The 26,804-nt window shown below is 72.2% G+C and carries 18 protein-coding genes; 5 read left to right on the top strand and 13 right to left on the bottom strand.

Translation table 11 applies throughout. The features are described from left to right. The 8 genes from AB0O82_RS32335 to eccB all read right to left on the bottom strand — a co-directional run. Positions 1 to 8,798: hypothetical protein (locus tag AB0O82_RS32335; protein WP_363587578.1), on the bottom strand; the 8,798-nt coding region annotated here is incomplete at its 3' end. Between the two features lie 67 nt (positions 8,799 to 8,865). After that, complete coding sequence (locus tag AB0O82_RS32330; RefSeq protein ID WP_363587577.1) at positions 8,866 to 9,168, bottom strand: hypothetical protein; 303 nt, start codon at positions 9,166 to 9,168, stop codon at positions 8,866 to 8,868. Next, positions 9,161 to 9,613 carry a YbaB/EbfC family nucleoid-associated protein gene (locus tag AB0O82_RS32325; RefSeq protein ID WP_363587575.1) on the bottom strand — a complete coding sequence of 151 codons (453 nt, stop codon included), beginning with the start codon at positions 9,611 to 9,613 and terminating at the stop codon, positions 9,161 to 9,163. Before AB0O82_RS32325 ends, AB0O82_RS32330 begins: the two co-directional genes overlap by 8 nt. A gap of 146 nt (positions 9,614 to 9,759) precedes the next feature. Beyond that, positions 9,760 to 12,165: a hypothetical protein gene (locus AB0O82_RS32320; protein WP_363587573.1), complete on the bottom strand. Its 2,406-nt coding sequence runs from the start codon at positions 12,163 to 12,165 to the stop codon at positions 9,760 to 9,762. 89 nt (positions 12,166 to 12,254) lie between these two features. Then, positions 12,255 to 12,620: a hypothetical protein gene (locus tag AB0O82_RS32315; RefSeq protein WP_363587571.1), complete on the bottom strand. Its 366-nt coding sequence runs from the start codon at positions 12,618 to 12,620 to the stop codon at positions 12,255 to 12,257. Between the two features lie 21 nt (positions 12,621 to 12,641). Then, complete coding sequence (locus tag AB0O82_RS32310; protein ID WP_363587569.1) at positions 12,642 to 12,938, bottom strand: hypothetical protein; 297 nt, start codon at positions 12,936 to 12,938, stop codon at positions 12,642 to 12,644. A 41-nt stretch (positions 12,939 to 12,979) separates the two neighbouring features. Beyond that, the gene (locus AB0O82_RS32305) at positions 12,980 to 13,306 is read right to left on the bottom strand and encodes a hypothetical protein (RefSeq protein ID WP_363587567.1); all 327 of its coding nucleotides are present in this window, start codon (positions 13,304 to 13,306) and stop codon (positions 12,980 to 12,982) included. 90 nt (positions 13,307 to 13,396) lie between these two features. Continuing rightward, positions 13,397 to 14,875, bottom strand: a complete 1,479-nt coding sequence (gene eccB, locus AB0O82_RS32300) for a type VII secretion protein EccB (protein ID WP_363587565.1) — start codon at positions 14,873 to 14,875, stop codon at positions 13,397 to 13,399. Positions 14,876 to 15,143: 268 nt separating this feature from the next. On the opposite strand from eccB, the gene AB0O82_RS32295 reads away from it, so the two are divergent. Continuing rightward, the gene (locus AB0O82_RS32295) at positions 15,144 to 18,263 is read left to right on the top strand and encodes a phosphocholine-specific phospholipase C (protein ID WP_363587563.1); all 3,120 of its coding nucleotides are present in this window, start codon (positions 15,144 to 15,146) and stop codon (positions 18,261 to 18,263) included. A 137-nt stretch (positions 18,264 to 18,400) separates the two neighbouring features. Here the strand turns inward: AB0O82_RS32295 and AB0O82_RS32290 are convergent, their stop codons facing one another. After that, complete coding sequence (locus AB0O82_RS32290; RefSeq protein WP_363587561.1) at positions 18,401 to 19,600, bottom strand: agmatine deiminase family protein; 1,200 nt, start codon at positions 19,598 to 19,600, stop codon at positions 18,401 to 18,403. Positions 19,601 to 19,806: 206 nt separating this feature from the next. On the opposite strand from AB0O82_RS32290, the gene AB0O82_RS32285 reads away from it, so the two are divergent. Further along, positions 19,807 to 20,415, top strand: a complete 609-nt coding sequence (locus tag AB0O82_RS32285) for a TetR/AcrR family transcriptional regulator (RefSeq protein ID WP_363587559.1) — start codon at positions 19,807 to 19,809, stop codon at positions 20,413 to 20,415. Here AB0O82_RS32285 and AB0O82_RS32280 read toward each other — a convergent pair. Both AB0O82_RS32280 and AB0O82_RS32275 read right to left on the bottom strand, forming a co-directional pair. Then, positions 20,412 to 21,524 carry an agmatine deiminase family protein gene (locus AB0O82_RS32280; protein ID WP_363587557.1) on the bottom strand — a complete coding sequence of 371 codons (1,113 nt, stop codon included), beginning with the start codon at positions 21,522 to 21,524 and terminating at the stop codon, positions 20,412 to 20,414. The genes AB0O82_RS32285 and AB0O82_RS32280 overlap by 4 nt on opposite strands. A gap of 221 nt (positions 21,525 to 21,745) precedes the next feature. Next, a complete protein-coding gene (locus AB0O82_RS32275; RefSeq protein ID WP_244293542.1) occupies positions 21,746 to 22,324 on the bottom strand; it encodes a TetR/AcrR family transcriptional regulator in 579 nt (192 codons plus the stop codon). Positions 22,325 to 22,524: 200 nt separating this feature from the next. On the opposite strand from AB0O82_RS32275, the gene AB0O82_RS32270 reads away from it, so the two are divergent. The 3 genes from AB0O82_RS32270 to AB0O82_RS32260 all read left to right on the top strand — a co-directional run bounded on the left by AB0O82_RS32270 (position 22,525) and on the right by AB0O82_RS32260 (position 25,664). Further along, positions 22,525 to 24,192, top strand: a complete 1,668-nt coding sequence (locus AB0O82_RS32270; RefSeq protein WP_363587555.1) for a serine/threonine-protein kinase — start codon at positions 22,525 to 22,527, stop codon at positions 24,190 to 24,192. Beyond that, entirely contained in the window at positions 24,101 to 24,625 is a 525-nt protein-coding gene (locus tag AB0O82_RS32265; protein ID WP_363587553.1) for a DinB family protein, read from the top strand. The genes AB0O82_RS32270 and AB0O82_RS32265 overlap by 92 nt, the downstream gene beginning before the upstream one ends. A gap of 130 nt (positions 24,626 to 24,755) precedes the next feature. After that, positions 24,756 to 25,664 carry a phosphotransferase gene (locus tag AB0O82_RS32260; protein ID WP_363587551.1) on the top strand — a complete coding sequence of 303 codons (909 nt, stop codon included), beginning with the start codon at positions 24,756 to 24,758 and terminating at the stop codon, positions 25,662 to 25,664. Positions 25,665 to 25,685: 21 nt separating this feature from the next. Here AB0O82_RS32260 and AB0O82_RS32255 read toward each other — a convergent pair whose 3' ends face one another. After that, positions 25,686 to 26,087 (bottom strand): TIGR03618 family F420-dependent PPOX class oxidoreductase, encoded by a 402-nt coding sequence (locus AB0O82_RS32255; protein WP_063350534.1) that lies wholly within the window; start codon positions 26,085 to 26,087, stop codon positions 25,686 to 25,688. A gap of 54 nt (positions 26,088 to 26,141) precedes the next feature. Further along, positions 26,142 to 26,771, bottom strand: coding sequence for an MBL fold metallo-hydrolase (locus AB0O82_RS32250; RefSeq protein ID WP_363587549.1), 630 nt, complete (start codon positions 26,769 to 26,771; stop codon positions 26,142 to 26,144). Between the last annotated feature and the right edge of the window lie 33 nt (positions 26,772 to 26,804).

Here is a 26,804-nt window from a genome sequence, read left to right as displayed (position 1 = left end):
GCGAAGAACTCATGCACATCCGCCGACGAGTAGTTGCCGACCAGCTCACCCGCAGCGTTGCGCCGCGATCCATCGGGCCAGACCGTCACGGACTCCTCACCGAACAGATCAGCCAGACCGTCCGCGAGACGCTTCCCCCGGTACGCCTCCTCGACCAGCGCCCTCTGCTCACGACTCAGCCCGAACTCCAGGACCGCGTGCGCGAGTTCATGAGTCGCCGAGGAATACCCCTCCGGCTGCGTGGCATGCGGACCGACCGTCGTCCGCTCACCGAGCAGGTTCTCCTCGGGGATCGCCACCACAAGCTCGTCGTTCGCCCCCCGCAACTGGTCAACACTGCGCCCGTTGCCCGCCTCACCGCCGGCCACCAGCCCGCGAAGCTTCTCGAAACCCGCCACCCCGGTCAACGGCACATCACGCGGCACCACCACCACGCGCACACCCGCCGCCACCAGCCTGGCCGCGACCTCCTTGTCCTGCAACATCCGCGCGACCTGCAACTCAGCCTCACGCCGCGAAGCAACCGGCTGATGCACACGGGGATCGACGTCGATCACCAACCGCGCCGCCGCCTGCGCGAAGTCCTCCGCCGACAACTCCGACCGCAGGCTCTCCACAAAAGCGGTATCGGCCGCGAGCTCCCGCCGGGCCTCCGGGCCGAGGTGCTCCAACGCCTGCACCCGCTCATGCAACGGCCCCGGAACCGGCATACCACCACCGTGCTCCACCGCCAGCGGATTCACCACCACCGACTCCTCCGACACCCCCGAAGGCGCCGGCCGAAGCCTCTTCTCCGCCGAATCCTCCGGCTCCGAGTCACTGTTGTGCTCAAGCGGCCGCTTCGGGGCCCCATCGCCCTCCTGGGTGCTGGCGGCAGCCGGTGCCTCTTCCGGAGCGGGGACAGGACTCAGCGGGGAGTAGTGGCTCTCGGAGAGGAACAGGGACACATCCCTGTTGCCCTCGGGGGCACCGGGTACCGGCGCCAAGGAGTGCCAGTTGACCCCGTCGAAGATGTGCAGCCGCACCCCCAGGGCCGAGGCGACGATCGTCGGGATCAGGTCCCCGTTGGACCCGGCCCACCACCCCCTGGTCTTGGCCATCCAGGCCAGGTCGCTGAAGGTCGACCCGCGCTCGGTCGCGAAGACGGTGACCAGGTCACGGTTCTGGCTGATCCACCTCGTGACGCGGTTGCGCAGCGTCGTCACTGCCTGCGGGCTGACGGCCGTCCCCAGCTGGTGGTTGACGGAGTGGTAGAGACAGTCGCCGTCGCGGGGCACCTCGTGGATCTGGTAGCCCAGCTGGTAGAGGTCCGAGCGGTCGCGGAGGCTGCGGTGGTACGTCCAGAGTTCGGGCAGCAAGGGCAGCCCCTCCTCGGCCATCCTCCGGTACACCTGCCACGGGGCGCTCTCGGCGTACCGCGGCCTGTCGGCGTGGAAGACCTCGTCGAACGTGTCCAGGTACTTCTCCACCTCCGGTCCGCCGCCCGAGTACGTCACGATGTCGCCGCGCAGCTTGTCGTACCGGCGTTGCAGGTGCTGGGCACGGTCGGCGGCGAACTGCCCGGCGTCGAGCGGCCGGTCACCTGACAACCCCAACTGCTCCCGGATCTTGGCCAGTGCCTCGAAGCCGAAGCCGCGTTCCTTGCCGTAGACCGCCGCGGGCTTGCGCCACAGGACGGTCCCACCCGGCGGCTGGAACCCGTGGTCGACCATGCCCAGCGGCTGGTGGCCATTGCCCTTGCCCACCGGCGCAAGACCGTTGTCTCGTTCACCCGCCGCCAGGCGGCCGCCGTGCTTCTGATCGAACGGGACGGTGAACCGGCCGGACGCGGTGGGCGGGGTGGGGATCACCACACGCTCGTAGCCCGGCGCCATGCCTCCGGCCTTGGTCTTGCCTGCGTCCTGCTCGTGCCACTTCTCCATCCGCTCCCGTCCGCTGGAGCCCTTCTCCTCCAGGTACGTGACCTTGTGGCCGAGCAGCGCGGCGGCTTCCAGGTTTCCGGAGCGGGTCCCCAGGTGGTTCATGTCGTAGTGGCGGTCCAGGAAGTCGTACAGCCTCAACTGCCCGGTCCTGAGGTTCTCCGTCCAGACCGAGGGGTCCGGTCCGCCGTCCTTCCAGAAGCCGGTGATGTGGTGGATGGTGTCGATCCCGAGCTCCGCGCGCATCTCCGCGACCAACTCGTTCCACTTGTTCTGCCGAGAAGGGTGCGGGTCACCGGTGATGAGCACCATGCCCTGCTCACGGGCGACCTCCCGCAGGATCTGCCGCACGCCCTGGAAGCTCGTGTCGTGCTCCATCCGGCCACCCAGGTCGGCCCACTGGGTCACCTTGCCGGTGAAACGGGACCACAGCACCAGGACCTTCGCACCCTCGGCAGGAAGCGTGATCCCACGCTCCCCCAGCCAGCCCGCGACCTGCTGGTCGCGCGCGGGGTCCATCTTCCAGGCGTCACGGACGGTCTCGCGCAGGGTTTCCGAGAACACCTTGGCGACCTTGTCGGTACCGAACGTGACGCTCTTGACCACCGCCTCCTGGTCCTGCTCGGAGAGGACCTCCCAGTCCTCGGCCACGATGCGATGAGCCTCCGCGTCCATCACCGCGTAGAGATGACTCGTTTCCATGCTCGGTACGTCCACGGTGTGGATACGGTCGTCGGAGATCCCGATGGAACGGTAGAAGGCCTCGATCTCCAGGGACTTGTCCTTGGGATTGACGGCATGACCCTCCGCCGTCCGCGGCCCCCGCGCGATCAGAACATGCAGATTCGGGTCGTTCAGCAGCGCGACCGAGATCCCGAACTGGTCACCGGACGAATAGCCCGGCTGCTTGATGAGCCGCTTGTGCTCCGCCGGCAGGTTGTCCTCATGGATGTTCGCCCTCGGCGCGACGTCGAGCGGGCCACCCTCGTGCGAGCCGATCCCGAGCGGAGCCGACACCGGGTCCACCCAGACATGCTCACGGTCATGCACCGCCGCCAACGACCAGGCCTCATCCCAGGTCCGGCCATGCGTAGCAGCCGGGTCCAGGTGCCCCACCACCGACGAGATCAGCTGCAAGTGCCGCTCCCGCAGACCACCCTGCCGCAACCCCTCCGGCGCCGGAGCCCGGTGGTCACCCAGCAGACTCCCCTCGACCGCAGGACGATGAGACAGACCCGAAGCCCGGTACTCGTCCCGCAGACCGATCTGGTGGCCCAACTCGTGCGCGTAGTCGATCGGATCCGCGTCCAGCCACCAGGACTTCTGGTCCATCTCCCGGCCCCGCGAAACCAGGTCGACCGTCAGATGCGCCCGCTCACCCAGCCTGGCCGGCAACACCGTGACATGCATCCGGTCACCATTGGCCAACCGGTAACCAGGCGCGTTGAGGTACTCCTCCACACCCCGAACGACCTTGTCCCACACCAGAGCCGTGTTGTGACCCCGACCACCCTCGACGAAATCGATCCGCACCGTCAGATCCGTCACCGGACCCTCATGATCGAACCGACGCGCCTCGAACGACGACTGCACCACGAAACGCGGCGTCCGATCCACCACCATCCGCGGCGCCGACACCGGCGACTCCACGGACTCATGCACGACCACCGTCTCGTCGGAGGTGTGGACGACCGCCTCGCCGTCGGGCCGGGGCCGCAGCGTGAGGTCGGACGGGGCCTCGGTGTGCGACGGTGCGGGCTGCTCCTCGGGCCGGGTGGTGGCGCCGGTCAGCGCCGTCTCGATGGACTCGGGGAGGTCGTCCTGCCGAGGGCGTTCGTGCGAATCCGTCTCGTGCGAATCCGTCTCGCGCAAATCCGTGTGGTGGCCCGCCCCCTCCGGGGTGTCGGGGCGAGCGGTCGTCCGGACCAGCGCGAGCTGCTCCTCGGCGGCCGCGGCCTCCTCCTCCCGGCGGCGGGCGAAGGCGTCCTCGTGGCCGCGTTCGTGGGCGCGCCAGCCGGCCGCGTCCAGGTGGGCGAGCTTCCACAGTTCGCGGTACCGCTCGAAGAACTCGTCGCCGTACTCGCGCTTGAGGAAGGCGATCACGTCGTCGGTGAGGACGTGCGGCGCCGCCCGGTCCTCGAACCCCGCCGCGGCGTCGTGCAGGGCGGGCGCGGCCTCGGCCTCGAAGGCGGCGTGCTCGGCCAGCTCCTCGGTGAGTTCCCGGTGCCGTGCGTCCCACTCCTCCTGGCGGACCTTCAGGTCCTCGGGCTTGCCGAACACCTGGTCGAAGGCGGAGGTGATCCGGTCCCGGTGGCCCTCCTTCAGGCGGCCGATGCCGTGCCCGGTGAGGCCGCCGTGCTCCTGGGCGGCCTTCTCGGCGGCCTCCTCGGCGGCGCGGCGGGCCGCGAGGCGGGCGGCCTGGTGGGTGAGCCGGTCGTGGACGGCGCCGGTGCCGGTGAGCTCGTCGAGCTCCCGCCCGAACGCCTCGGTGTCCTCGGTGTTCCGGTTGAGGTGGTCGGCGACCAGCCGGTCGACGTCCCGGGCCAGTTCGCGGGTGACGGTGCCACGGGCCTGCTGGACGTCGTGCTCGGTCGCCCCGAAGGCGGTGGCCCGGTCCTTGCGCTCGGCGCCGGCGTCCGTGTTCCAGGATTCGGTCGCCTTCTCCGCCTCCGTGGCGGCGCGCCGGATCGCCGCCTCGCGGACCGCCTGGACGGCGAACTCGTGCGGCAGGCCCTGGGCGCGGCCGGCCAGCGCCAGGCCGAAGAGGTCCGCGGCCTGGGTACGCTCGCGGCGCGGTCCGGCGGCCGTGTCGACGGGGCCGGCGACCTCCTCGAAGTCGGTGCCGAGGCGGTCCCGCAGCTGTTCCCTGATCAGGGTCACGCTGTCGGGTGACAGCTCGGGGCGCTCCGTCACCCCGGCGGCGGCGAGCAGCTCCCGGTCGGCCGGGGAGAGGCGGTCGTACCAGTCTGCGGTGGCCCGCTCGACCAGGTGCTCCGCCTGGGCGAGCGCGGTCTCGTGGTCGGCGCGGAAGTCGAGCTCGCCGCGCAGGTGCTCGGTGAGCCGGTTCAGGGCGTGCTGGGCCTGCGCGTTGCCCGCGCCGGTGAGGTCCTCCGGGCGGGCGTAGATCCGGGCCACCTCGGCCTCGGCCCGGGCGCTGAAGCCGCCCCGCGCCTCGCTGCGGATCAGGTCCCGGGTCACCGCCGGGAGGTCGGCGTGCGAAACCGTGACGGGGCCGTCGCCGAGGGCGCGCGGCGGGGCGCTCCACTCGGTCACCGTCCGGTCGAAGCGCTCCATCGCCACCCGGACGGCCGCCTCGCGGACCGCGGCGAGGTGGGTGAGGCCGTCGAGGCCGTCGAGGATCTGCTCGCGGTCCTGCGGCCGGGCCGTCAGCTCCTGGTACATCAGGTCCTTGGCGCGCTTCCACACCGCCGTGGGCAGGCCCGGCGGCGCGTCGTCGGGGAAGCGAACGGGCCCGTCGGTGAAGGCCTCGCGGAGCAGTTCCTCGGCCTGCGCGTCATGGACGTGGCCGCTGCCGTCCGGGTCCTGGCGGAGCTTGTCGGCCGCCTCGGCGAGCTTGGCGTCGTAGGCGTCCTGGAGGTCCCGCTGGGCCTGGCGCCACTGTTCCCCGCGCCGACCGCCCTCCTCGGCGCGGACGTGTTCGGGCGCGTCGGTGTAGTGGTAGGCCGGTGGCGGTTCCTGGCCTGGCGCCGATCGTTCGTGCTCCTGCGCGGATTTCGCCGCGTCGCCGAAGACCGAGGCCTCCGCCATGTCCGTGTGCTTGGAGCCCGACGTGTAGTGCTCCGGCAGCGGCGAGGGGTACGAGCGCACCAGCGGCTCGCCGGCCTCGACGCGCGCCCGGCCTTCCTCGGAGGCGGGGTTGACGTACTCGTACCAGTTCCCGCCACCCTCGACGACCGGCTTGCCGTCCCGGCCGAAGCCGACCTTCGCGGCGACCACGACGTGGCCCGTACCGGGGCCCTCCTTCATCGCGGTCGGGGAGTCGAACCCCGGCACCACCCAGACCGGACCGTCGGCCGCCACCGCCTTGACGTCGGCGAGCTTCGGGTCCGCCCAGACGTGCTCCATCACCTCCTGGACGTACCGGGAGTTGAGCGGCCCGTTCAGGTCGCAGGCGACGAACTCGATCGTGCGCCGGTCCCCGCCGAGGTGCCCGGTCTGGGCGAGCCCGCGCACGACGGAGGCCAGCTTCTCCACCGACAGCTCGCGGCCGTTGTGCATCGGCATCCCGTGCTCGTTGGTGTGGATCACCAGGGCGAAGCGGGACGGGTCGAGGGGCAGGCGCTCCAGGGCCTTCAACGTCTCCTGGGACGGCCTGTCACCGAGCACCCAGCCGGGCTGCCGCTCCGGGCCGGCGGACGGCAGGTGGTGGCCGTGCTCCTTCGGGGCGTTGGACTCGTCGACCTCCAGGTACTGCAGTTCCTCGTTGCGGGCGTGGGTGTTCTGGTTCTCGTGGGTGTTCTGGTTCTCGTGGGCGCTCTGCTGCTCGGGGGTCTTCTGGTTCTCGTGGGCGCTCTGCTGCTCGGGGGTCTTCTGGTTCTCGTGGGAGTTCTGGCTCCCCCGGGGGTTCTGCTGCTCGGGGGTCTTCGGGTTCTCCCGGGGGTTCTCGTTCTCCCGGGGGTTCTCGTTGTCGCGGGTGTTCTCGTTCCCCCGGGGGTTCTGCTGCTCCCGGGGGTTCGGCTGCTCGTGCCCGCCGGTCACCGGGACGTGGGCGGGGGCGGGGACGTTGGATTCGGACGTCGTGGCGGGCGCGGGCACCGTCTCGTGCGCCGGGGGTTGCTGCGTCGACTTCTGCCCCTGCTCGTGCGAGCCGCCGCCGGACGTCGGTACCTTGGCCGGCGGCTCGGGCTTGTTCGACGTCTCCTCGGGGGCCTTGGCCTCCGTCTTGGTCGGAGCGTCCTTGGTCTGCCGCTCCCCCGTCGTGGACGGCTGCGACTTGGAGCCGTCGGAACTGGTGGGCAAGTCCTTCGGCTGGGTGGCGTGCTCAAAGTTCCCCTCCGCCGCCAGCCGCGCCTCGCGGGCCTTGGGCCCCTCCGGCCGGGGGATCAGCAGCGAGGTCGGGTGCCCCATCAGCGTGGACGCGATGGCCAGCAGGGTTCGCGGGTGTCCCAGGCCGTAGTACTTGTCGTCGCTGCTGTTCCTGGACTCCTCGTCCCACGCGCGGATCTTGTCCTGGAAGCGGAGCCGGGCCGGGCCGGTGAGGGTGTGCCCGGCGTGGCCGATCGCGCCCATGGCGACGCCGGCGAAGAAGGTCTCGGCGGTGACCGAGAACGAGCCGTCGCCGAAGATCGAGTTGTAGGTGCCCTCGGTCAGGATGTTCTGGACGCCGCCCTTGAGGTAGCCGCCGATGCCCTCGCCGAACTTGTAGAGCATCTGCAGTCCGGTCTGCGGCCGCAGACCGTCCATCAGGTGGAGCGTCCGGTCCGCGAGGTCCTTGACGGCCTGGTGCTCGCCGCCCTTGCCGGCGTCCTTGACCGCCGCGTCCAGGAGCTTGCGGACGGTCCCGAGGTCCACGGCGTAGCGGGCGCCGCTGCCGGCGATCGTCTCGGCGACCTTCCGCCCGGCCTCGTTCGCCAGGTCCTTGGAGATGCCCAGGCTCCCGAGCTGCTCCTCGAAGGACTTGCCCATCTCCTGGGTGAACTTCTCGACGTTGGACAGCTTCTTCTCGGCGGCCTTGACCGCGTCCTCCGCCGCGTCCTTGCCTGCGGTCTTGGCCGCACCCTCCACGGCGTCCTTGGCCGTGGTCTTGGCCGCACCCTCCGCCGCGCCCTTGGCCGCGTCCTTGCCTGCGGTCTTGGCCGCACCCTCCGCCGCGTCCTTGGCCGCACCCTTGGCCGTCGTCTTCGTCGCACCCTCCACGGCGTCCTTCGCCGTGGTCTTGGCCGCGCCCTCCGCCGCGCCCTTGGCCGTGGTCTTCGTCGCACCCTCGACCGCGTCCTTGGCCGTGGTCTTGGCCGCACCCTCCGCCGCGCCCTTGAGGCCGTCCTTCACCCCGGTCTTGCCGAGGCCCGCCAGCCCGCCCTCGCCGGTCTTCTTGAGGGTGTTGAGCCCCGCGTTCTCCAGCGAGCGGCCCGCGCCCTTGGCGAGGTCTGCCGCGGTCTTCAGCTCGGCGCCGGCCAGGTTCTTGAGGTTGTTCTGCAGCTCCTTGCCGATGCCGCCGCCGAACATCTTCCCGAAGAGCTTGCCGAAGCCGAAGGTGAACAGTTCCAGCGGGCCGGTGAGCAGGCCGTTGATCGCGCCGAACTCGATCGCCTGGAGGAAGGTGTCCTTCTCCCAGTGGTCCTTGTGGCCCTGGCCGATCTGGATGCCCTGGATGATCCCGTCCATGATCATGGAGGTGGTGATGTTCAGGAACTCGTGCAGGGCGATCTGCTTGAACAGCCAGATGAAGACCTGCTTGACCAGCTCCCTGGTCGCCACCTCGGCGGCGAAGATGGTGGCCAGCGAAGCCCCGAAGGTGAGCGGGATGTTGGCGATGGCCCAGGCGATCTGCGCGGCCAGCTGGACCAGCTGGGCGATGATCATCCACTTGGCGTACTCGACCTGGTTGGCGGTCTTGTGGGCGTAGTCGCCGAGTTCCTTCGCCGAATCCCCGGAGGCCGTCACGTAGTCGGTGCCGCCGTCGGCGCCGATCAGCTGCCCCATCTGCTGGACGAACCGGTCGGCCGCCTCGCCCTCGAACTCCTCCTTGACGTAGTTCACCAACTCCAGCAGGTAGGAGCGGAGTTCGGGGACCTTCTTGTAGATCTCCAGGTAGTCGTCACCGGCCGTGCGCAGCCGGTCCTCGTTGGCCTCGGGCCACTTCATGCCGGTCACGAACCCGAACAGCTTGGCCAGGGCCGGGGGAAGCATGATCGACACGGGGGCGTACTCCTGGCGTTCGTCGAGGGTTGGGCGAAGCGGGCCGGACCGAGAACCTGACGGATCGTCAGTTCTGGTTCTTGGCTTCCTCGTCGGCGTTCTTCAGCATCTCGGAGGTCTTCTGACCCTTGGTTCCGGCGCCCTCGACCTGGTCGCGCACCTTCTTGAACAGGTCGTCGAGATCGGCGGTCGGCCCGTCCACGTTCTTGTGGTACTCCTTGCCGATGTCGTCGTTGCCCGCCGAGCTCTTGTTGAACTCGTTGATCTCGTCGGTCCACCGGCGGACTTCCTCGATGGTGTCCGAGAGCGGGCCGAACTTGGCGAACTTGTCCTTCAGGTCCGCCATCGCGGTCAGCTGGGGCTTAGCCACGGAACTCCTCCTGCCGGTCGCGCTTGCGGCGGTCCGCCGCGGCGGCCTCGTCGGCGTAGCCGGGCCGCATGTCCCGCAGCGGCGCGAAGAGGTCGTCGAGTTCGGTCCCGCCGGTCATCGAGGCCCGCAGGGCCTCGCCCAGGCCGCTGAACGCGCCCATGGTCTCCGCGACCCGCTCGCCGATGTCGGCCCGCGCGGTATTCAGCACGTCGGCCAGGACCTGCCCCAGCTGGGCCGGTGCCATCGACCGGTACGCGGTGGTGTGGAAGACCAGGGACACCACCTGCCCCTGCGCCCCGACCGTCGCGGTGACCATCCGGTCCTTGGACGTCACCGAGGCGGTGGCCGCCTGCAACTCCTTGGCGGCCACCGCCATCTTGGCCTGCTGCTCCTCCAGAGCGGCCATGGCCTGTTCGATCTGCTCGGCGTACGACAACGCCTTCACCCGCACTTCCGTCTCGTCCCGAATCCCGATGACGCGTCCCGGGCCTACGGGGGTGAGGCCCGGGACGCGCCGGCTCGTGGGGTCGTACGGTTCTCTCTACGGATGGGCGGGGTCCTGCGGTTCGACCGCCGACGCGAATCGCCCGGTCAGCGGCCGATGACGCCCGTCACGGCGCCCGAGTCGGTGCCCCAGACCTCCTCGTCCTCGGCCAGCCAGGTGGTGCGCTGCCGTTCCTTCTCCCCCTGACCGCCCGCGCCCGCGCCGGCACCGGCGCCCATAGGCGGCATCATGGGGCCGCCGCCACCGGTGGTGGAGACCCCCCGGCCCATCAGCTGGGCCTCCTCGCCGGCCAGCCCGGCCGCTGACGCCCGCTCGGCCGCCATGGTGCGGGAGGCCATGGCCTCCTCGGCGGCCGTCGCCCCCTTGTCGATGCCCAGGGCGGAGGCCAGGCGGTCGCTGACGCCGATGCGCGGCGGCCCCTGAGCGGCGATGCCGCCCATGGTCTTGGGGCCGGAGCCCTGGCCGCTGAAGGGCTCGCCGAACAGGTCGGTGCCGCTCTTGAGGGAGCTCGAACCGCCGGAACCGCCGAAGGAGATTCCGCCGCCGCCGAGCGAGCTCGGCAGGCCGGTCCAGCTGCTGCCGCTGCCGCCGCTGCCACCTCCCCCACCGAGGACGAGCCCGCCGCCCCGCCCGGAGAGCGCGTGCTCCTCGTCGGACAGCAGCTGCTCGAACTGCGAGACGGGCCGACCGCTCGCGGTGCGGACGGTGCCGTCCGCGTCGATCTTGTCGTCCTTGCGGAGCACCACCGGGTTGCCGTTGGAGTCCTTCAGCAGGTTGCCCTCGGGGGTGGTGACCGTGCCGTCGTCGTTGATCTTCGAGCCCGGCGGCACCTTGAACGGCGTATTGGACGTCGACCCGCCCGAACCGCCCGAACCGCCCGAGCCGCCCGACCCCGTGGTCGGCTGGCCCACGACGGTGCCCACCGGCACGTGCCGGGGATTGCCGTCGGGGCCGAGCAGCGGCTTGCCGTCGGGGCCGATGAGTTCGCCCTTGCCGTTGACCGTCGTCCCCGGCGGGACGTACATCGGCTTGCCGTCCTTGTCGAGGACCGGCTTGCCGTTCTTGTCGAGCAGCGGCGCCTGGCCGTTGCCTCCGCCGATCCCCCCGATGCCACCGATGCCGCCGATGCCACCGGTCCCGGTGCCGCCGCCCTTGCCACCGCCCCCGCCGCCGATCCCGCCGGGCTTCGGCGGCGGGGGCGGCGCGATGCCCGGCGGCGGAGCACCGGCGCCGCCCTTCGGCGGGCCCTTGGTGTCGTCCTTCGGGCCGTCAGGACCGCCGGGCCCCTTGTCGGGGCCGTCCTTCGGGGGGTCCACCTTGTCCGGCGCCAGGTCCATGCCCGGGGCCGCGAACGACATCAGGACCCTGGCCGCGGCCTCGTAGGCGGTCGCCAGGGCGGTCCCGGCGTCGGTGGCCGCCTTGTCGAGCACCCTGACGACCTCGTCCGTCCACTGCTTGGTCGCCGCGTTGTTCAGGACCGTGGCGAAGGCGGCGACCGACGCGGTTCCGGTGGAACCGCTCGTCATGGTCGTAGAGCCGCCGGTGACCGTGGCCTCGTACGAATCCCCTGAGGCGTCGTTCGTCGGGTAGCGGGTCGCCGTCAGCTTCTGGACTTCCTGCGTGAACGCGTAGTGGATGCACAGGTCCGGCCAGGCGTACGTGGCGTGCTTGTCCGGGTCGTCGTTCTTCTTGTACGCCCACGAGCCCGTGGGGTCCGTCAAGGCGCTGTACCCGCGCCAGGGGTTGTACCCGTTGTTGTACATGTCCTGCTGGACCTTGACCAGCGCATCGCCTGCCGCCTTCAGCTTGTCGGCGATGCTGCTGCCCGCGGCCGGCGCGGGGGCGTCGTCCTTGAACGCGTCGAGGTCGCCGCTGAGTCGGTAGTGCAGCGTCTTGAACTCGTTCTGCAGCCCGACCAGGACCTCCTTGAACCGGCCGGCCGCACTGCCCTGGAAATCGCTGCCCGCGCCGTCCACGGACTCGGCCCACTGGTGGATCTTCGCCCGGTTGTCCGCGAAGAACGTGTCCACCAGGGCGAGGATCCGCGCCGCCTCGGTCAGCGTCTTGTAGTTCGTGTTGTCGTTACCCGGGCCCCCCTGGAAGATGGCCCCGCCGAGGATCTCTCCGGGGTCGGTATGGAACAGGTGCAGCACGCTCCCCGTCTTACCGGAGGGCTTGTCGTCGAAGAAGGGCCAGTTGTAGGTCACACCCAGGATCGTGGTGAACGCGGTGGTGGCGTTGCCGTCACCGTAGTCCCACTCCGCCCACATGTCGTAGCCGGCGTTGTGGGTGGACAGGCCGTCCTTCTTCTTGCGCAGGTTGTTGTTGTACCGGGAGTCCGTCACCAGCTCCTGCCCGGTGATCCACGGCTGCCCCGTGACGTCCCCCCGCTTCACGATGGCGCTGTGGTCCGACCCCGCGAACGCCTCCAGCATCTGTTCCCAGGTGTACGTGACCTTGGGCGCCTCTGTCTTGGGCGGCTCGTCCGCCATGGTTTCCTCCGAACGCGGTGACACGGGTCAGGACATCGGTGTGCCGTCGGATCGGGCGGCCCCACAACCGTCCGATCCGACGACGGCCCTCACTTGGGCGGGGCGGGAGCTCCGGTGACTCCGCCGAGAACGTCCTTGAGGACGTCCATCATCTGGGCCTCCGTCAGGGCTTCACCGTCTCCGAGGTGAAGCTTCTCCCGCGCCTTGATCAGGTCGAGCACGATCTTGTCGACGTCGCCCCGGATGGCCTCGATCGATTCGCCCACGCTCTTGGAGAAGGCGTCGAAGTTGGCCTTCAAGGCCTTCGTCGCGGGGAACGATTCCCGCCCCGGCTTCAGGGCCGGCACCTCGCTCCAGGACGTCTTCTGGCCGTTGACGTCCTGCTCGAAGGCGTTCAGGTCCTTCACGAAGGTCTCAAGACCCTCGACCGTCACCTTGATCGTCGATTCACCCATGGTCGCGTGCCCCCGCCCGGACTAGAACTGCTTGCCGGCGTTGTAGTCCGATTCGATCATGATGTCGTGCATCTTGGTGAGCGTGCCCGCCGCGCCCTCGATGTCCTCGTCCATCTTCGACTCGTTGGCCGCGACGACCCGGGAGAGCTCCTCGAAGGCGGTGGCGGCGACACCCTGGAAGTGCCCGCCGTCGATCACGCCCCTCAGCTTGCCCATGAGCTCGTCCAGGTTGCTGCGCATCAGGTTGCCGGCCTGCCGGAGCTCGGCCGCCGACTGCTCGACCGTCTCGTGGTGGAGCTGGATGTTTCCGAAGTCCATCGGTTCGCTTTCCCTAGTCTTCCTGCTCTTCCGACGCGCCCTCAGGCGCCCTGGAGCCCGTTGTAGATGCCGTCCGCGGCGTGTGCCCGGGCGTCGTCCTCGGCCTGGGTGAGGATCTGGTTGGCGCCCTGGGTGGACTGGACGAAGTGCTCGAAGGCACCGATGACCTGCTGGTAGCGCTGCATCCAGTCGTCGACCCTCGACTGGAACATGCTGCTCGCCCCGGAGATGTAGCCGGCGGCGAGCTCCTCCTTGATCCGCTCGACCGTGCGGCCGGCGGTCACCATGTTCTCGATCTGCTGCTCCAGGCTCGAAAGAACCTGGCGGATCGCCTCGTCTTCCTTCGTCAACATGGACGGTGTGCCCACGGCATGCTCCCTTCCCTGCACGAGCGGGGGCGCGACTGCGACCCCGCACACGTTCCTGACCGACTCAACGGGCCCGCGAGACCGGGTGGTTCAGCTGCACGGGGCCGAACCGGGCGCGGCGGCCGCGGCGGCGGCCGTCGAGGCGGCCGTCGGCGTGGCGGCGGCCCCGTCGGCCACCGCCGCCGGGTCGAGGAGCGGCCCGGCGGGGAGCAGCCCGACCACCGGGGCGGGCACCGAGACCGGCGTGGCGCCCCCGTAGCCGAGCTGTTTGGCGACGGCCGTCGAGGGCAACGGATACCGCACCCCGGCCTCGGTGACCAGGTACTCGGTGCTGCCCGTGCCCGCGCCGGAGACCGCCTTGACCAGGGCCCCGCGCCCGGGCCGGACGGAGATCCGGTCGGCCACCGCGCAGGTGCCGCCCGCCGCACCCGACGGGACCGTCGGCGGGCGGCCGGTGTCCGCCGCGGCCGCGTCCAGGAGGGTGATCGCGGTGACCGGGGAGCCGGCGCCGGTGTGCAGGTCGGCGCAGACCCCCTCGCCGTGCAGCGGAGTGACCAGGGTCGGCGGCGTCTCGGGCAGTCCCGTGGCCGGAGCCCCGCCCGGCGCGGTGTGGGCGGCCAGGTCGACCGGGCCGATCAGCGCGGGCGCCGGGGCGTTGTTCGCGTACGCCTCCTTCTGGGTGCGCGGATCGCCGCGCAGCAGCTCGTACAGGGTCGTGGTGAGCGGGACCAGGCCGTCCTTGGTGAGCAGGTAGTGCGCACCGCCGGCGACGTCGAAGAGCTGGCCGATGCGGGTCGGCTTCCCGGAGAGCACCGGGCCGTCGCCGCCGCGCCCGGGGACGGCGGGGGAGGCGAGATCCGGTCCGGCGGGCAGCGCGTTCAGCACCCCGGCCGGGACGGGGAAGGGCGTCGCTCCGCCGTAGCCGAGTGCCTGCAGGGCCTGGTTGGCGGTGTCGACGCGCAGTCGCTGGCCCTGCCAGAGCAGGTGCACCGTCCCGTCCGGGAGGGAGACCAGCACGGCCTGACCAGGGGTCAGCGCCTTGCCCTCCTTGACCGGGTCCATCAGCAGGCCCAGCCGGGGCGCGGGGGCGCCGGTCGGGCCGGGCTGGACGGTCCCGCACACCAGCCAGGTGCCGCCCGCGAGTTCGGCGGCCGGCGGCAGCCCGTCGGGGGCGCCGACGATCCCGACCGGAGCGCCGCGCGGCACGTCCGCGAGCGACGCCCGGCCGACCTGGGCGACCGCCATCTGGTCGCCGGCCACCAGCCGGGCGCTGGTGTCGTTCAGCACCGGGTGCAGCTGCCCGCCCACGAACAGGTAGCGGGCGCCCGTCTCCTCCACCACCACGAGCGTGCCGGGCTTGGTCCAGCCGGCGTCGCCGCCGGGCTTGATGACCCCGTACACCACGACCCCGAGCCCGATCAGGACGGCCACGGCCAGTCCGGTCGTGGTGCCCCGGGTGGTCCGCCCGGTGGGGGTGTCCGGCGCGTCGGGCTCGGCCCGCAGCATGCCGGAGGCCAGCCTGCTCATCACGAACAGGTGCGCCTGCACCTGGTCGCGTCGGGACTGCATCCAGTTCCTCCCCGGTGTCCGGGCGCGCCGCTTCCGCGCCCCCACCCCGGTGCTACGGCCCGGAGGGGCGCGAGAGTTCACCGGGCTTCGTCGACCGCGGTTCTCCGTGGCTCGGCGTCAAGTCAAGTTGTCTGTACAGCTCCGGGCCCCTTGGCGGCCATCGGATCGTCATCGAACTCCCCGGCCCCGGTCACCTCGGTCACTTAGAAACATGACTGGTCCGGGTCGAACCGATGGTCCGGCGCCCGTCAGCAAGGAGCCCCACCCGATGAGTCCGATGCCCGAACTGTCGCGCCGCAGCCTGCTCGGCGGCGCGGCGGCGGCCGCCGTGCTGTCCGCCCTCCCGATCAGCGTCCAGGAGGCGCTCGCCGCGCCGGCCAAGCCCGGACGGCTGGCGGACATCCAGCACGTCGTGGTGCTGATGCAGGAGAACCGCGCGTTCGACCACTACTTCGGCACCCTGGCGGGCGTCCGCGGCTTCGGCGACCGGACGGCGGTGCGCGGGATCAACGGGCGCTCGGTGTTCCACCAGCCCGACCCGGGCCGCAAAGAGGGCCACCTGCTGCCCTTCCCGATGAACGCCGCGCACACCAGCGCCTACCAGCAGGGCGCGCCCGCCTTCGGCTTCGTGGACTCCATGAAGGCCTGGAACGACGGCCTCGCCGACGGCTCGGTCACCCGCCGCTCCGGCGGCTGGCTCGGCCAGGGCTACTACGAGAGCGCCGACATGCCCTTCTACCACGCGCTCGCCTCGGTGTTCACCACCTGCGACGCCTACTACGCGTCCGTCCAGTGCAACACCAACACCAACCGCGACCACCTGATGACCGGGACCAGCGGCGGCACCGTACGGGACACCCCGGTGACCGACAACACCGAGATCCCCGGCGGCTACGAGTGGACCACCTACGCCGAGCGCCTGGAGCGGGCCGGCGTCAGCTGGAAGACCTACCAGGCGCTGGACAACTTCGACGACAACGCGCTCGCCTGGTTCGCCCCCTTCGTCAAGGCCAAGCCCGGCGAGCCGCTGTACGAGCGCGGCATGCGGGCCGTCGGCGACCCGGCGAAGAAGAACGACCCGTTCGCGATGGGCGACGCCCTGGTCGACGCCTTCGCCGCCGACGTCCAGGCCGACCAGCTGCCGCAGGTGTCCTGGATCGTCGCCCCGGCCGCGCTCTCCGAGCACGCCAACTACGCGCCGCCGAACGGCGAGCACCTCACCGCCCGGCTGCTCGCCGCCCTGGCGGCGAAGCCCGAGGTGTGGCAGAAGACCGTCTTCATCCTCAACTACGACGAGCACGGCGGCTTCTTCGACCACCAGCTGCCGCCCGTCCCGCCGCTGGCCACCGGGCGCGGCAAGTCGACCGTGCCGGTGGACGGCGAGGTCGTCGTCCGCGTCGGCAAGGGCTCCGCCACCTACCACCGGGTCGTCGGTCAGGACGGCAAGTACCGGGTCAAGGCCGCGGACGGCTCGCTCACCTGGTCCGACACCCTGCCGGCCGGCGAGACCCTGGTCTCCGGCCCGTACCCGATGGGTCTGGGCGTGCGGGTGCCGATGGTCGTGGTCTCGCCGTGGACCCGCGGCGGGGTCGTCGACTCCACCGTCTACGACCACACTTCGGTGCTGCGCTTCCTGGAGCAGCGCTTCGGCGTCCAGGAGCCCAACATCAGCCCGTGGCGGCGCACCGTCTGCGGCGACCTCACCAACGTCTTCGACTTCTCCGGCCGCAACCCGGTCTGGCCGCAGCTGCCCGACACCAGCGGCAACCGGCAGAAGGTGGTCGACACCGGCAAGCTCCCCGCCCCCACCGTGCCCAGCCCGCAGGCCTTCCCGCAGCAGCAGCGCGGCACCCGCTCGGCCCGCCCGGCGCCCTACGACCTGCTGGTCAAGCCCCGGCTGAAGGGCGGCGAGCTCACCCTCGACCTGGTCAACCAGGGCCGCCAGGGCGCGGTGTTCGCCGTCTACCCGGCACCGGGCGGCGCGCCCCGGCACTACACCGTCGGCGCGAAGAGCCGGCTCTCCGACGTCTGGACGGTCGGCCCGGAGGGCTACGACCTGCGCGTCCACGGCCCCAACGGCGCGCTGTGGCACCTGCGCGGCGATGCCGCCGCCACGTACGAGGTGTCGCTGTCGGAGGAGCGCGACGGCAAGGTCCTCGAAGTCGACGTGATCAACCGCTCGCGCACCGCCCAGACCTTCCTGGTCGGCGACCTCGCCTACGGCGACGGGCTGCGCGAGGTGCGGGTCGCGGCCGGCGACGACCGGACCGTCAACCTCGCGGTCCGGCCCGAGGGCTGGTACGACGTCGCGGTGGCCGTCCGCGGGGACCTCACCTTCCGCCGCCGGATCGCCGGCCGCTTCCCCTGGGACGACCGGACGGTCACCGACCCGGCCCTGGGCCTGGCCGACCCGCTCGCCGTGGACGTCGCCCTCGGGGCCGCCTCCAGCACCATCGACGAACCCGTCCTGCTGCCCGGCCGCCCGGCCCGGGTCTCGGCCGTGCTCACCGCCACCGCCGCGCTCACCGCCGTCGAGGCGCAGCCGGTCGTCCCGCCGGGCTGGACGGTCACCGCCGTCACCGCGCCGCCCGCCTCGCTCGCCGCCGGCGCCACCGCCACCGCCGTCTGGGAGGTCACCCCGCCCGCCCAGCTGCCGGACGGCGCCACCCACCGGATCCTGGTCACCGCCCGGGCGCTGGCCGGCGACCGCTTCGCGATCGCCGACGGCGAACTCGCCGCCCGCCCCGCCCCCGTGATGGCCGGCCACCTGCTGGGCGAGGACTTCGAGTCGCTGGCCGGCGTGCTCCAGCCGCAGGACGGCGTGCTCGGCTGGACGGCTCAGGCGCCGCAGGGCTGGTCGGTGGTCAACGCCCCCGGCATGCCGCAGGGCACCGTCCGTCTCCAGGGCTGGACCTTCCACACCAAGCGGGAGTGGTCCACCCCGGCCGGGCAGGACCGCGGCAACTTCACCCGCGGCCTGGGCGTCCTCGCCGTCGCCGACCCGGACGACTGGGACGACACCGGCTCCCCCTCCCGCAAGGGCGTCTTCGACTCCACGCTCGTCTCCCCCGCCGTCCGCCTCCCGGCCGGCGCCGACACCCTGTACCTGGCCTTCGACTCGCACTACCGGCAGGAGGCCCCGCAGAAGGCGTCCGTCACCGCCGTGTTCGACAACGGCACGGAGACCCGCCTGGTGTTCTACAGCGCCGACGCCACCGGCAACGACAACGCCGGCAAGGACGTCCAGAACGCCCTCGTCACCCGCCGCCTCGCCGTCCCGGCGGGGGCGCAGGCGGTGACGCTGAAGTTCCGGATGTACGACGCGGGCAACAACTGGTACTGGGCGGTCGACCACGTCCGCCTGGACAGCCGGCCGATCACGGGCTGACCGTCCGGGAACGGCCCGATCGGCCGTGCTGCGCCGCCCCTGCTTTCCGGGCTCGGCGCGGCCCGGCCGCTCGGTCAGGCCCGGCCGCTCGGTCAAGCCTGGTCGGCCGGTCGGGCCCGGCCGCTCGGACCGATCGGTCAGGCCGGGCCCGAGGAGCCGCCGGAGGCCCCGGCGGCCTCGGGCTGCTGTTGGGTCGAGCAGTGGATGCCGCCACCGCCGGCCGCGATGGCGTTGATGCTCACCGGGACGATCTCGCGGCCGGGGTGGAGGTCGGCCAGCACGCCCGCCGCCCGGTCGTCGGAGGCCTTGTCCCCGAACTGGGGCATGATCACGGCCCCGTTGACGACGTAGTAGTTGAGGTAGGTGGCCAGGAAGTCCTTGCCCCGGTCCGGCTGCCCGGTGAGGTCGGGTTCGGCGAGTTCCACGATCCGCGGCTTGCGGCCCTTGGCGTCGGTGGTGGAGCCGAGCACCTGCAAGGCCTGGTCGGAGGCGCGGGACCAGATGTCCGGCGGCGTGTCGGGGCCGGGGCGGTGGATGACGACCACGCCCGGCTCCGCGAACCGGGCCAGGGCGTCGATGTGGCAGTCGGTGATGTCCTGCCCGGCCACGCCGGCGAACCAGATGACCTTCTGGACGCCGAACAGGTCCTTCAGGGCCCCCTCGATCTGGTCGCGGCTCGTGCCCGGGTTGCGGTTCGAGTTGACCCACGAGCTCTCGGTGGCCATCAGGGTGCCCTCGCCGTCGACCTCGATCGCGCCGCCCTCGCCGGTGATCGGCGCCTGGATGCGCCGGATCCCGTAGTGGTCGAGGAGGTTCCGGGCGACCTTGGCGTCGTTGTCGTGGGTCTGCTTGCCGCCCCAGCCGTTGAAGTTGAGGTCGACGCCGGCCAGCCCTGCCGGGCCGGTGACGAAGGTCGGGCCGGTGTCGCGGGCCCACAGGTCGTCCACCGCCAGGTCGAGGACCTCGACGCTGGAGCCGCACAGCTGCCGGGCCGCGGCGCTCTGGTCCGGTCGGGCCATCAGCACCACCGGTTCGAACCGGGCGACGGCCTGCGCGACGTGCGCGATGTCCTGGCGGACGGCGGGCAGTTGGTCGCCCCACACCGAGTCGAGGGCCGGCCAGGCCATGAACGTCCTGGTGTGCGGACGCCACTCGGCCGGCATCGCGTACGACGCCGCGGCGCTCGCGGCTCCTCCCGTGCCCGTGCCGGCGGCCGTGGTCGGCTCGTCCTTCGGGGACGAGGCCCCCGACGAACCGCAGCCTTCCACCATCGCGACCACGGCCACGGCCGCCCCGGAGCGCAGCACGGCCCGGCGGGACAGGGCGGGTTCTCTCACGGCAGGTCCCCTCGTTGACACGGATTCCACCCCGAAACGGGCGATATCCGACAGTAGGGGCGGCCGGCGGGTCCGGCGGCGAGCCCGCGCGGCGCCGATCGGGCGAATCGGGCGATCCGCCGGGCCGGGTGGGCCGGGTGGGCCGGGTGGGCACCTCCCGGGAGAGACTGAAAGTTCAGTCAATAATTCGAGTACAGTGGACCACCATGCCAGACCGTCGAACAGAGATACTGAGAGCGGCCACGAGACTCATCGCGCGACGCGGCGTACGCGGACTGCGGGTGGGGGAACTGGCGGCCGCGGCCGGGGTGTCGACCTCGCTGATCTACTACCACTTCACCGACCGCGCCGGGATCCTCCGCGAGACCCTGGAGTTCATCGGCGAACGGGCCGACCGCTACACCGCCGAACCGGAGCCCGGGGCGCCCGCGAACGACCCCTGGAGCGAACTGGCCCAGGCCCTGCTGCTGGAACTCCAGGACTCCACCGAGGTCCGCGAGAACAGCACCGCCTGGGGCGAGTTGCGGGCCAGCGCGGTCTTCGAGTCCCGCCTCCGCGAGGACCTGGCCAGGGCCACCCACACCTGGGTGCACGAGATCGCCGGCCTGCTCGGCCGCGCCCACCCGTTCGGCACCGCGCCCGCGCACGCGGCCTCCGCCGAACGCCTCACCGCACTCCTGGAGGGCCTCTCCATCCGGTGGCTGAGCGGCTCGCTGCCGCTCGACCGCGCGCGCAGCCTGCTCGGCGAGGCGATCGGCACGGAGATCGCGGGCTGGCGGGCCGAACGTCTCCCGGGCCGACCGGACAGGCCCTAAGGCAGCGGTTCCTGCATCGTGGAGCAGTGGATGCCGCCGCCCCCGGCCATCAGGCGGTCGACGTCGAGCTGGACGACCTCGCGCCCGGGGAAGGCCTCGGCGAGGGTGCGCCGGGCGGCCTCGTCCTTGTACACGTCGCCGAACTGCGCCGCGATCACGCCCCCGTTGACGACGTGGAAGTTCAGGTACGAGTCGACGAACTTCGAGTCCCGCGAGCGGACGGTGTCGGGGCCGTCCACCCGGATCACCCGGAGCCGGCGGCCCCTGGCGTCGGTGGCCCGGGAGAGGATGTCGAACTGCTCGCGGGCGTCCCGGGCCCAGACGTCGTGGCGGTCCGCCGGGGGCAGTTGCACCAGGACGACGCCCGGCCGGACGAACCGGGAGGTGACGTCGATGTGGTCGTCGGTGATGTCCCGGCCCTTGATCCCGGGGACCCAGATCATCTTGTCCGCGCCGTACACCTCCAGGACGGCCTCCTCGATCTCGTCCCGGCTCATGCCCCGGTTGCGGTTCTTGTTGACCAGGCTGCTCTCGGTGGCCATCAGGGTGCCGTCGCCGTCGGTCTCGACCGAGCCGCCCTCGCCGACGAACTCCGCGTAGGAGAAGGGGAGTCGGAGCATCTCGGCGATGCCGCGCGCGACCTCCGCGTCGTCGCGGTGGGTCTGCTTGCCGCCCCAGCCGTTGAAGTTGAGGCCGACGGCGTCGAGCCGCCCGTAGCCGTCGCGCCGGAACACCGGGGCGGTGTCCCGCATCCAGAGGTCATCGGTGGGGACGGCGTCCGTCACGGTGACGGCGGATCCGCACAGGGACCGGGCCTCCCGGACGCTGTAGTCGTCCGGGGCACACATGACCACCGGCTCGAATCGGGCGATCGTCCGGGCGATGAGCGCGATGTCCTGCTGGACACCCGCCAGCTGCCGGCCCCAGACGGACTTGCGGGACGGCCAGGACATCCAGGTGCGGGCGTGCGGGACGTCGTCGCGGTCCACCCACCACTGCGGGAGCCCGGCCTCGCCGGCGTACGGCAGCCCGTGCTCCGCCTGGTGCGGGGGCGGGGCCCCGAAGAGGCGGTCGAACAGGGAGCGGTTGTCACCGTGGGTGTTGCTCATGACGATCTCCGAATCAAGTATTGCCCACCGAGTGACCGGTGGCCCCGCAGCCGCAACTCTGACATTGACTGAATTTTCAGTCAAGCTCCAGATCATGGAACTGCCCAGCCGGCCCCGACACGGGAAAAGGCCCGGCCCGGGAAGAGGCCCGGCGCGCGAGAAGGCCCCGGCACGCGAGAAGGCCCCGGGCCGCCTCGCCCGGGGCCGGAACGCGACGCGCGCTACCCGCGCAGTCGCTCCACTTCGGCCTCGATCGCGCCGGCCATCAGCTCGCGCGCGTGCGCCACCGGCAGGCTGCCGCTGAGCCAACGGACGCTCAGCCCCTCCAGCAGCGCGGTCAGCCGCTCGGCCGAGGCCGCCAGGGCGGCGGCCCCGTTCATCGGCCGCACCTGTCCGAGCAACTCCGCGACCTCCTGAACCCAGACGAGGGTGGCCCGGGCCAGGTCCTCCCGCAGCTCGGGGTCGAACACCGCACTCGCCCGCAGCTCGCCCCAGGCCGTGCTGTTCTCCCGCACCTCGGGGGTGTCCTGGAGCTCCAGCAGCAGCGTCTGCTCCAGCTCGCCCCGGGCGTCCAGCGGCGGCGCGTCCGCCGCGCGCTCCGTCGTGTAGCGCTCGGCCCGGTCGTTGATGAACTCCAGCGTCGCGCGGAGGATCCCCGCGCGGTCCTTGAAGTGGTAGTAGATCAGCGCGGTGGACACACCCGCCTCCGCCGCCAGTTCCTCCACGCGCAGCCCGCGGACGCCGCGCCGGGCGATGACCCGCGCAGCCGCTTCCATGATCAAGGTTCGACGGTCAGCCACAAGGAATCACCTTACCCGGACGGGGCACCGACCGACCGGAGGACCCCATTCCTGACTGAAATCCCAGTCGGGGTATGATCCGGTGCGCTTCACGACACCGGCGTCCGCCCGGGCCCCGGCCCACCCGCCGCACCCTCGCTGTGCCCCGCCCCCGCTCCGCCACTCCCCCGTCCCACCCGCACGACCCGCTGGGAGCCAGCATGACCGCAGAGCCCTTCGGCGCCCCGTCGCCCACGGCGTTCCAGGCGCTGTCCCCGGACGACCCCCGCGAGGTCGGCGGCTACCGCCTCTGCGCGCGGCTCGGCGCAGGCGGCATGGGCCTCGTCTACCTGGCCTACACCCCCGGCGGGCGGCCGGTCGCGCTCAAGGTCGTCCGGCCCGAACTCGCCGAGGATCCCGAGTTCCGGCACCGCTTCGCCCAGGAGGTCGCCAGCGCCCGGCGCATCCACGGCCTCTACACCGCCCAGGTGGTCGACGCGGGCACCGACGCCGCCACTCCCTGGCTGGCCACCACCTTCGTGCCCGGTCCCTCCCTCCAGCAGGTCGTCCAGCACTACGGACCGCTGCCCGAACGGAGCGTCCTGCTGCTCCTCGCCGGCATCGCCGAGGCCCTCCAGGCGATCCACGCGGCGGGCGTCGTCCACCGCGACCTCAAGCCCGGCAACGTCCTCGTCGCCACCGACGGCCCCCGCGTCATCGACTTCGGCATCGCCCGGGCCGCCGACGCCAGCCCGCTCACCGGCACCGGTCTGCGGATCGGCTCGCCCGGCTTCATGGCCCCCGAACAGGCCCTCGGCCTGTCCGCCGCCCCGGCCACCGACGTCTTCGCGCTGGGCGCCCTGATCGCCTACGTCGGCTCCGGCACTCCCCCCTTCGGCGACGGGCCCGAGCCCGCCTCGCTGTACCGGGCGGTGCACGAGGAGCCCGACCTCTCCCAGCTGCCGCCCGGACTGCACGAACTGGTCCGGCTCTGCCTGGCCAAGCGCCCCGAGGACCGGCCGGGCACCGCCCAGCTGATCGAGGCCGCCCGCCGGCACCCCGCCACCGGCGGCGAGCTCCGCTTCTCCGACGACTGGCTGCCCCAGCGGGTCAGCAGCGCGATCCGCCGCCACAGCGACCTGCCGACCACGCCCGGCACACCCGCCCCGCCCGCCACCGTCCTCTCCCCGGCCCGGGCCGCGGCCGACGCCCCGACCACGCTCGGCCTCCCCGCCCCGCCGCCCACCCGGCTGCAACCGGCCCCCGACAGACCCGAGCCCGCCGCCCCGGCCCGCCGGCACACCCGCACCCGCACCCGCACCCGCACCGTGCTCCTGACCACCGCCGCCCTCCTCGTCGGCGCCGCGGCCGCGTTCGTCCTGCTCGATCCCGAGTACCTCGACGACCTCGACGACCAGAACGTCGCCGCCGGCCTCGCCCCGTCCGCCGGCGCCGCCACCACCGCCCCGGCCCCCGGCCAGGCCACCACCGCCGCCGCCACCACCACGACGGCCGCCGGGTACACCGCCGTCCACACCAACCTCGAACTCACCTCCCCCGACCCCACCTACGAGTTCGACCTCAAGGCCGGGAAGGTCACCGCCCAGGACGCCTCCACCTGGTACCTGGGCCGCCACGCCGGCGAGTTCTCCATCCCCGAGGACAGCGACGCCTACGTCGCGCCGACCGGCCGGCTCACCCTCCCCGACTGCGTCAAGGGCGTCGAGACCCAGCCGGTCTCCTCCCTGCCCTTCAACGCCCTGCGCACCGACCGCAGCTTCTGCGTCCGCGCCCAGGGTGGCCAGGACATCGCCATCATCCGCATCCTCGCCACGGCCGACGACGGCCCGGTCCGGATCTCGCTCACCTCCTACCACCGCTCCGCCTGACGCGGCGCCACCCCGGGCGGACGGCCTGGACGACGAGCAGCTGCGGCGACCGATGACCCCGTCGGGGACGAACCTGCCGGGCCTGGTCAAGCACCCGGGGGGTGCCGAGCCGGGCTGGTTCTGCGAGGCGTTCGGCCGCGGGACGGGGCCCCTGCCCTTCGACCTGGAGGCCGACGAGACCTCCGACATGAGGGTGGAGCCGCACGAGTCCACCGAGGACGTCCTGGCGTACTACGCCCGCGCCCGCGCCGCCGCCGACCAGGTGATCGGCGAGCTCGACCTCGACGACCTGGGCAAGGCCTGGTTCGGCGACGCCGTGTCGCTGCGCCGGGTGCTCATCCACATGGTGACGGAGACCACGCGGCACGCGGGCCACATGGACATCCTGCGCGAACTCCTCGACGGCGCGGCCGGCGACCACAACCGGGGCTGAGCCGGGCAGGAGCCGCACCCGCGCCATCCCGCGCTGTCTCCGGCGAACGCCTGACGTGCCCGCCCGGCGCCTTCACACTGGTGGTGAAAGACGCAGGCCGACCTGCGACCGCGAAACCCCGAAGGTGCACATGAGTGAGCGATTCGCCGCGTTGGACGACCTGGCCGAGCGGTGGGGCCTGAGCGGCCTGGAACTCGTCGGCCAGGGCCTGGAGTTCTCCGTGTTCCGGGCGCAGGCGCGGGACGGGCAGCCCGTCGCGGTGCGGCTCGCGCGCCAGCGGTTCGAGTCGAACGCCAACGACCCCCACGTGGACACCCGGACCCTGCTCCGGCAGGAGTACGCCATCGCGAAGCACCTGGCCGCCCACGGCCTGCCGGTCGCGCAGCCGAGGGAGCTCGTCCTGGCGGACGACCCGGCCGCCCCCGACGTACTGCTGTCCGCCTACGTCCCCGACGACGGCTCGGACCTCGACTCCTTCGAGCTGGGTCACCTCCTCGCGCGGCTCCACCGGGTGCCGCCGCCGCAGCTGAGGCCCGTCGCGGCGGAGGGAACCGGCACGGCGGCGGCGATCGCCGCACGCATCGGGCGCCGCTGGGCCGAGATCGGCCGCCGCGTCGGCGACTGGCCCGAGCCGCCGGCCGCTTCCCTGATCGCCGGCCACCTCGCCGGTTTCACCGAGGACAGCCTGCTGCACCTCGACGTGCGCAGCGCCAACATCCGCCGCCACCAGGGGCGGGCGGTCGCCCTGCTCGACTGGTCGAACGCCCTGCTCGGGCCCCCGGCCCTGGAGTTCGGCCGGCTCGTCGAGTACGCCCGGTACCCGGAGAACGACCTCGACCCGGCGGCGGTCCGCAGCGGGTACGCGAGGACGGCGACCGCCCCGGCCGACGACGATCCGTGCCTGGCCGTGGGCCGGCTGGACGCCGCGCTGATGCTGGCGCTCGTCTTCCTCTCCGAGGCGCCCGACGCCGGCCGGGGCCCGGCGGCGGCCGACCACGCCCGCGAGCTCGCGCTCAGGATGGGCGCGGGCCACGCGTGAGGAAGCCCGGGAGCAGGGCTCTCAGGGCCGGCCGAGGACACGGTCGACGGCGATCTCGATGACCACCCGGTCCGGGTTCGCCCGGGGTTCGCGGTAACGCTCGGTGTAGCGCCGCTCGGCGTCGGCGACCTGCTCCGGCTCGTCCCGGACGACGGCCACGCCCTCCAGGGTCGACCAGCGCGCCCGGTCCACCTGGCAGACCGCGACCCGCAGGCCCTGCGGGCCGGCCGCCGCCACGTTGCGGGCCTTGCGGCTGGTGCGGCTGGTGATCACCCGGGCCGTCCCGGTCTCCGGCTGGTACGTCACGCCGACCGGCACCACGTGCGGCGAGCCGTCCGGGCGAGCGGTGGTCAGGGTGGCGATGTGACGCTCCCGCCAGAAGGCGAGGAAGGCGTCGTCGAGGTCGCGGGGATCATGGGCCATGATCGCGATGCTACGGCCCCGGAGCACGCGCCGTGCTCCGGGGGCCGTTCATCGTCAGTGCCCGCGGGCGATCCAGTCCGGCAGGGCCGGGGCCTCGGCGCCGATGGTGGTCGGGTCGCCGTGGCCGGTGCGGACCACCGTCTCGGCCGGGAGCGACAGCAGCCGCTCACGGATCGAGTCGATGATCGTCGGAAAGTGCGAGAACGACCGGCCGGTCGCGCCCGGGCCCCCGTGGAACAGCGTGTCGCCGGTGAAGACGGTGCCGAGCTCCGGCGCGTACAGGCAGACCGCGCCCGGGGCGTGACCCGGGGTGTGCAGGACGGTCAGCTCGGTGCCGGCCACCTCGATCCGCTGCCCGTCGGCGAGTTCGCCGTCCGGGAGGCGGTCGGGGTAGGTGAGCTTCCACAGCGGCAGGTCGTCCGGGTGCAGCAGGATCGGCGCGCCGGTGCGGGCGGCGAGGGCCGGGGCGGCGTCGATGTGGTCGTTGTGCGCGTGGGTGGAGACGATCGCCAGCAGCCGGCGCCCGCCGAGCGCGGCCTCGATCGCGTCGGCGTCGTGCGCGGCGTCGATCACCACCGCCTGCTCGTCGTCGCCGACGATCCAGACGTTGTTCTCCACCTCCCAGCTGCCGCCGTCGAGTTCGAAGGTCCCGGCCGTCACCAGCCGGTCAATGCGCGGACTCATGCGCCCACCTCGCTTCGCTTGGCAGGTGCTTCG

Origin of the sequence: Kitasatospora sp. NPDC088264 (genome assembly GCF_040685715.1) — a bacterium.
GTDB lineage: Bacteria > Actinomycetota > Actinomycetes > Streptomycetales > Streptomycetaceae > Kitasatospora.
This window is presented reverse-complemented; position numbering and strand designations above follow the sequence as displayed.

What these genes read in the sequence shown, in the direction of transcription:
- AB0O82_RS32320 (WP_363587573.1), bottom strand. Translation starts at nt 12,165, where the DNA reads ATGGCGGACGAGCCGCCCAAGACAGAGGCGCCCAAGGTCACGTACACC.
- AB0O82_RS32270 (WP_363587555.1), top strand. Translation starts at nt 22,525, where the DNA reads ATGACCGCAGAGCCCTTCGGCGCCCCGTCGCCCACGGCGTTCCAGGCG.
- AB0O82_RS32250 (WP_363587549.1), bottom strand. Translation starts at nt 26,771, where the DNA reads ATGAGTCCGCGCATTGACCGGCTGGTGACGGCCGGGACCTTCGAACTC.
- AB0O82_RS32295 (WP_363587563.1), top strand. Translation starts at nt 15,144, where the DNA reads ATGAGTCCGATGCCCGAACTGTCGCGCCGCAGCCTGCTCGGCGGCGCG.
- AB0O82_RS32260 (WP_363587551.1), top strand. Translation starts at nt 24,756, where the DNA reads ATGAGTGAGCGATTCGCCGCGTTGGACGACCTGGCCGAGCGGTGGGGC.
- eccB (WP_363587565.1), bottom strand. Translation starts at nt 14,875, where the DNA reads ATGCAGTCCCGACGCGACCAGGTGCAGGCGCACCTGTTCGTGATGAGC.
- AB0O82_RS32280 (WP_363587557.1), bottom strand. Translation starts at nt 21,524, where the DNA reads ATGAGCAACACCCACGGTGACAACCGCTCCCTGTTCGACCGCCTCTTC.
- AB0O82_RS32310 (WP_363587569.1), bottom strand. Translation starts at nt 12,938, where the DNA reads ATGGACTTCGGAAACATCCAGCTCCACCACGAGACGGTCGAGCAGTCG.
- AB0O82_RS32315 (WP_363587571.1), bottom strand. Translation starts at nt 12,620, where the DNA reads ATGGGTGAATCGACGATCAAGGTGACGGTCGAGGGTCTTGAGACCTTC.
- AB0O82_RS32255 (WP_063350534.1), bottom strand. Translation starts at nt 26,087, where the DNA reads ATGGCCCATGATCCCCGCGACCTCGACGACGCCTTCCTCGCCTTCTGG.
- AB0O82_RS32285 (WP_363587559.1), top strand. Translation starts at nt 19,807, where the DNA reads ATGCCAGACCGTCGAACAGAGATACTGAGAGCGGCCACGAGACTCATC.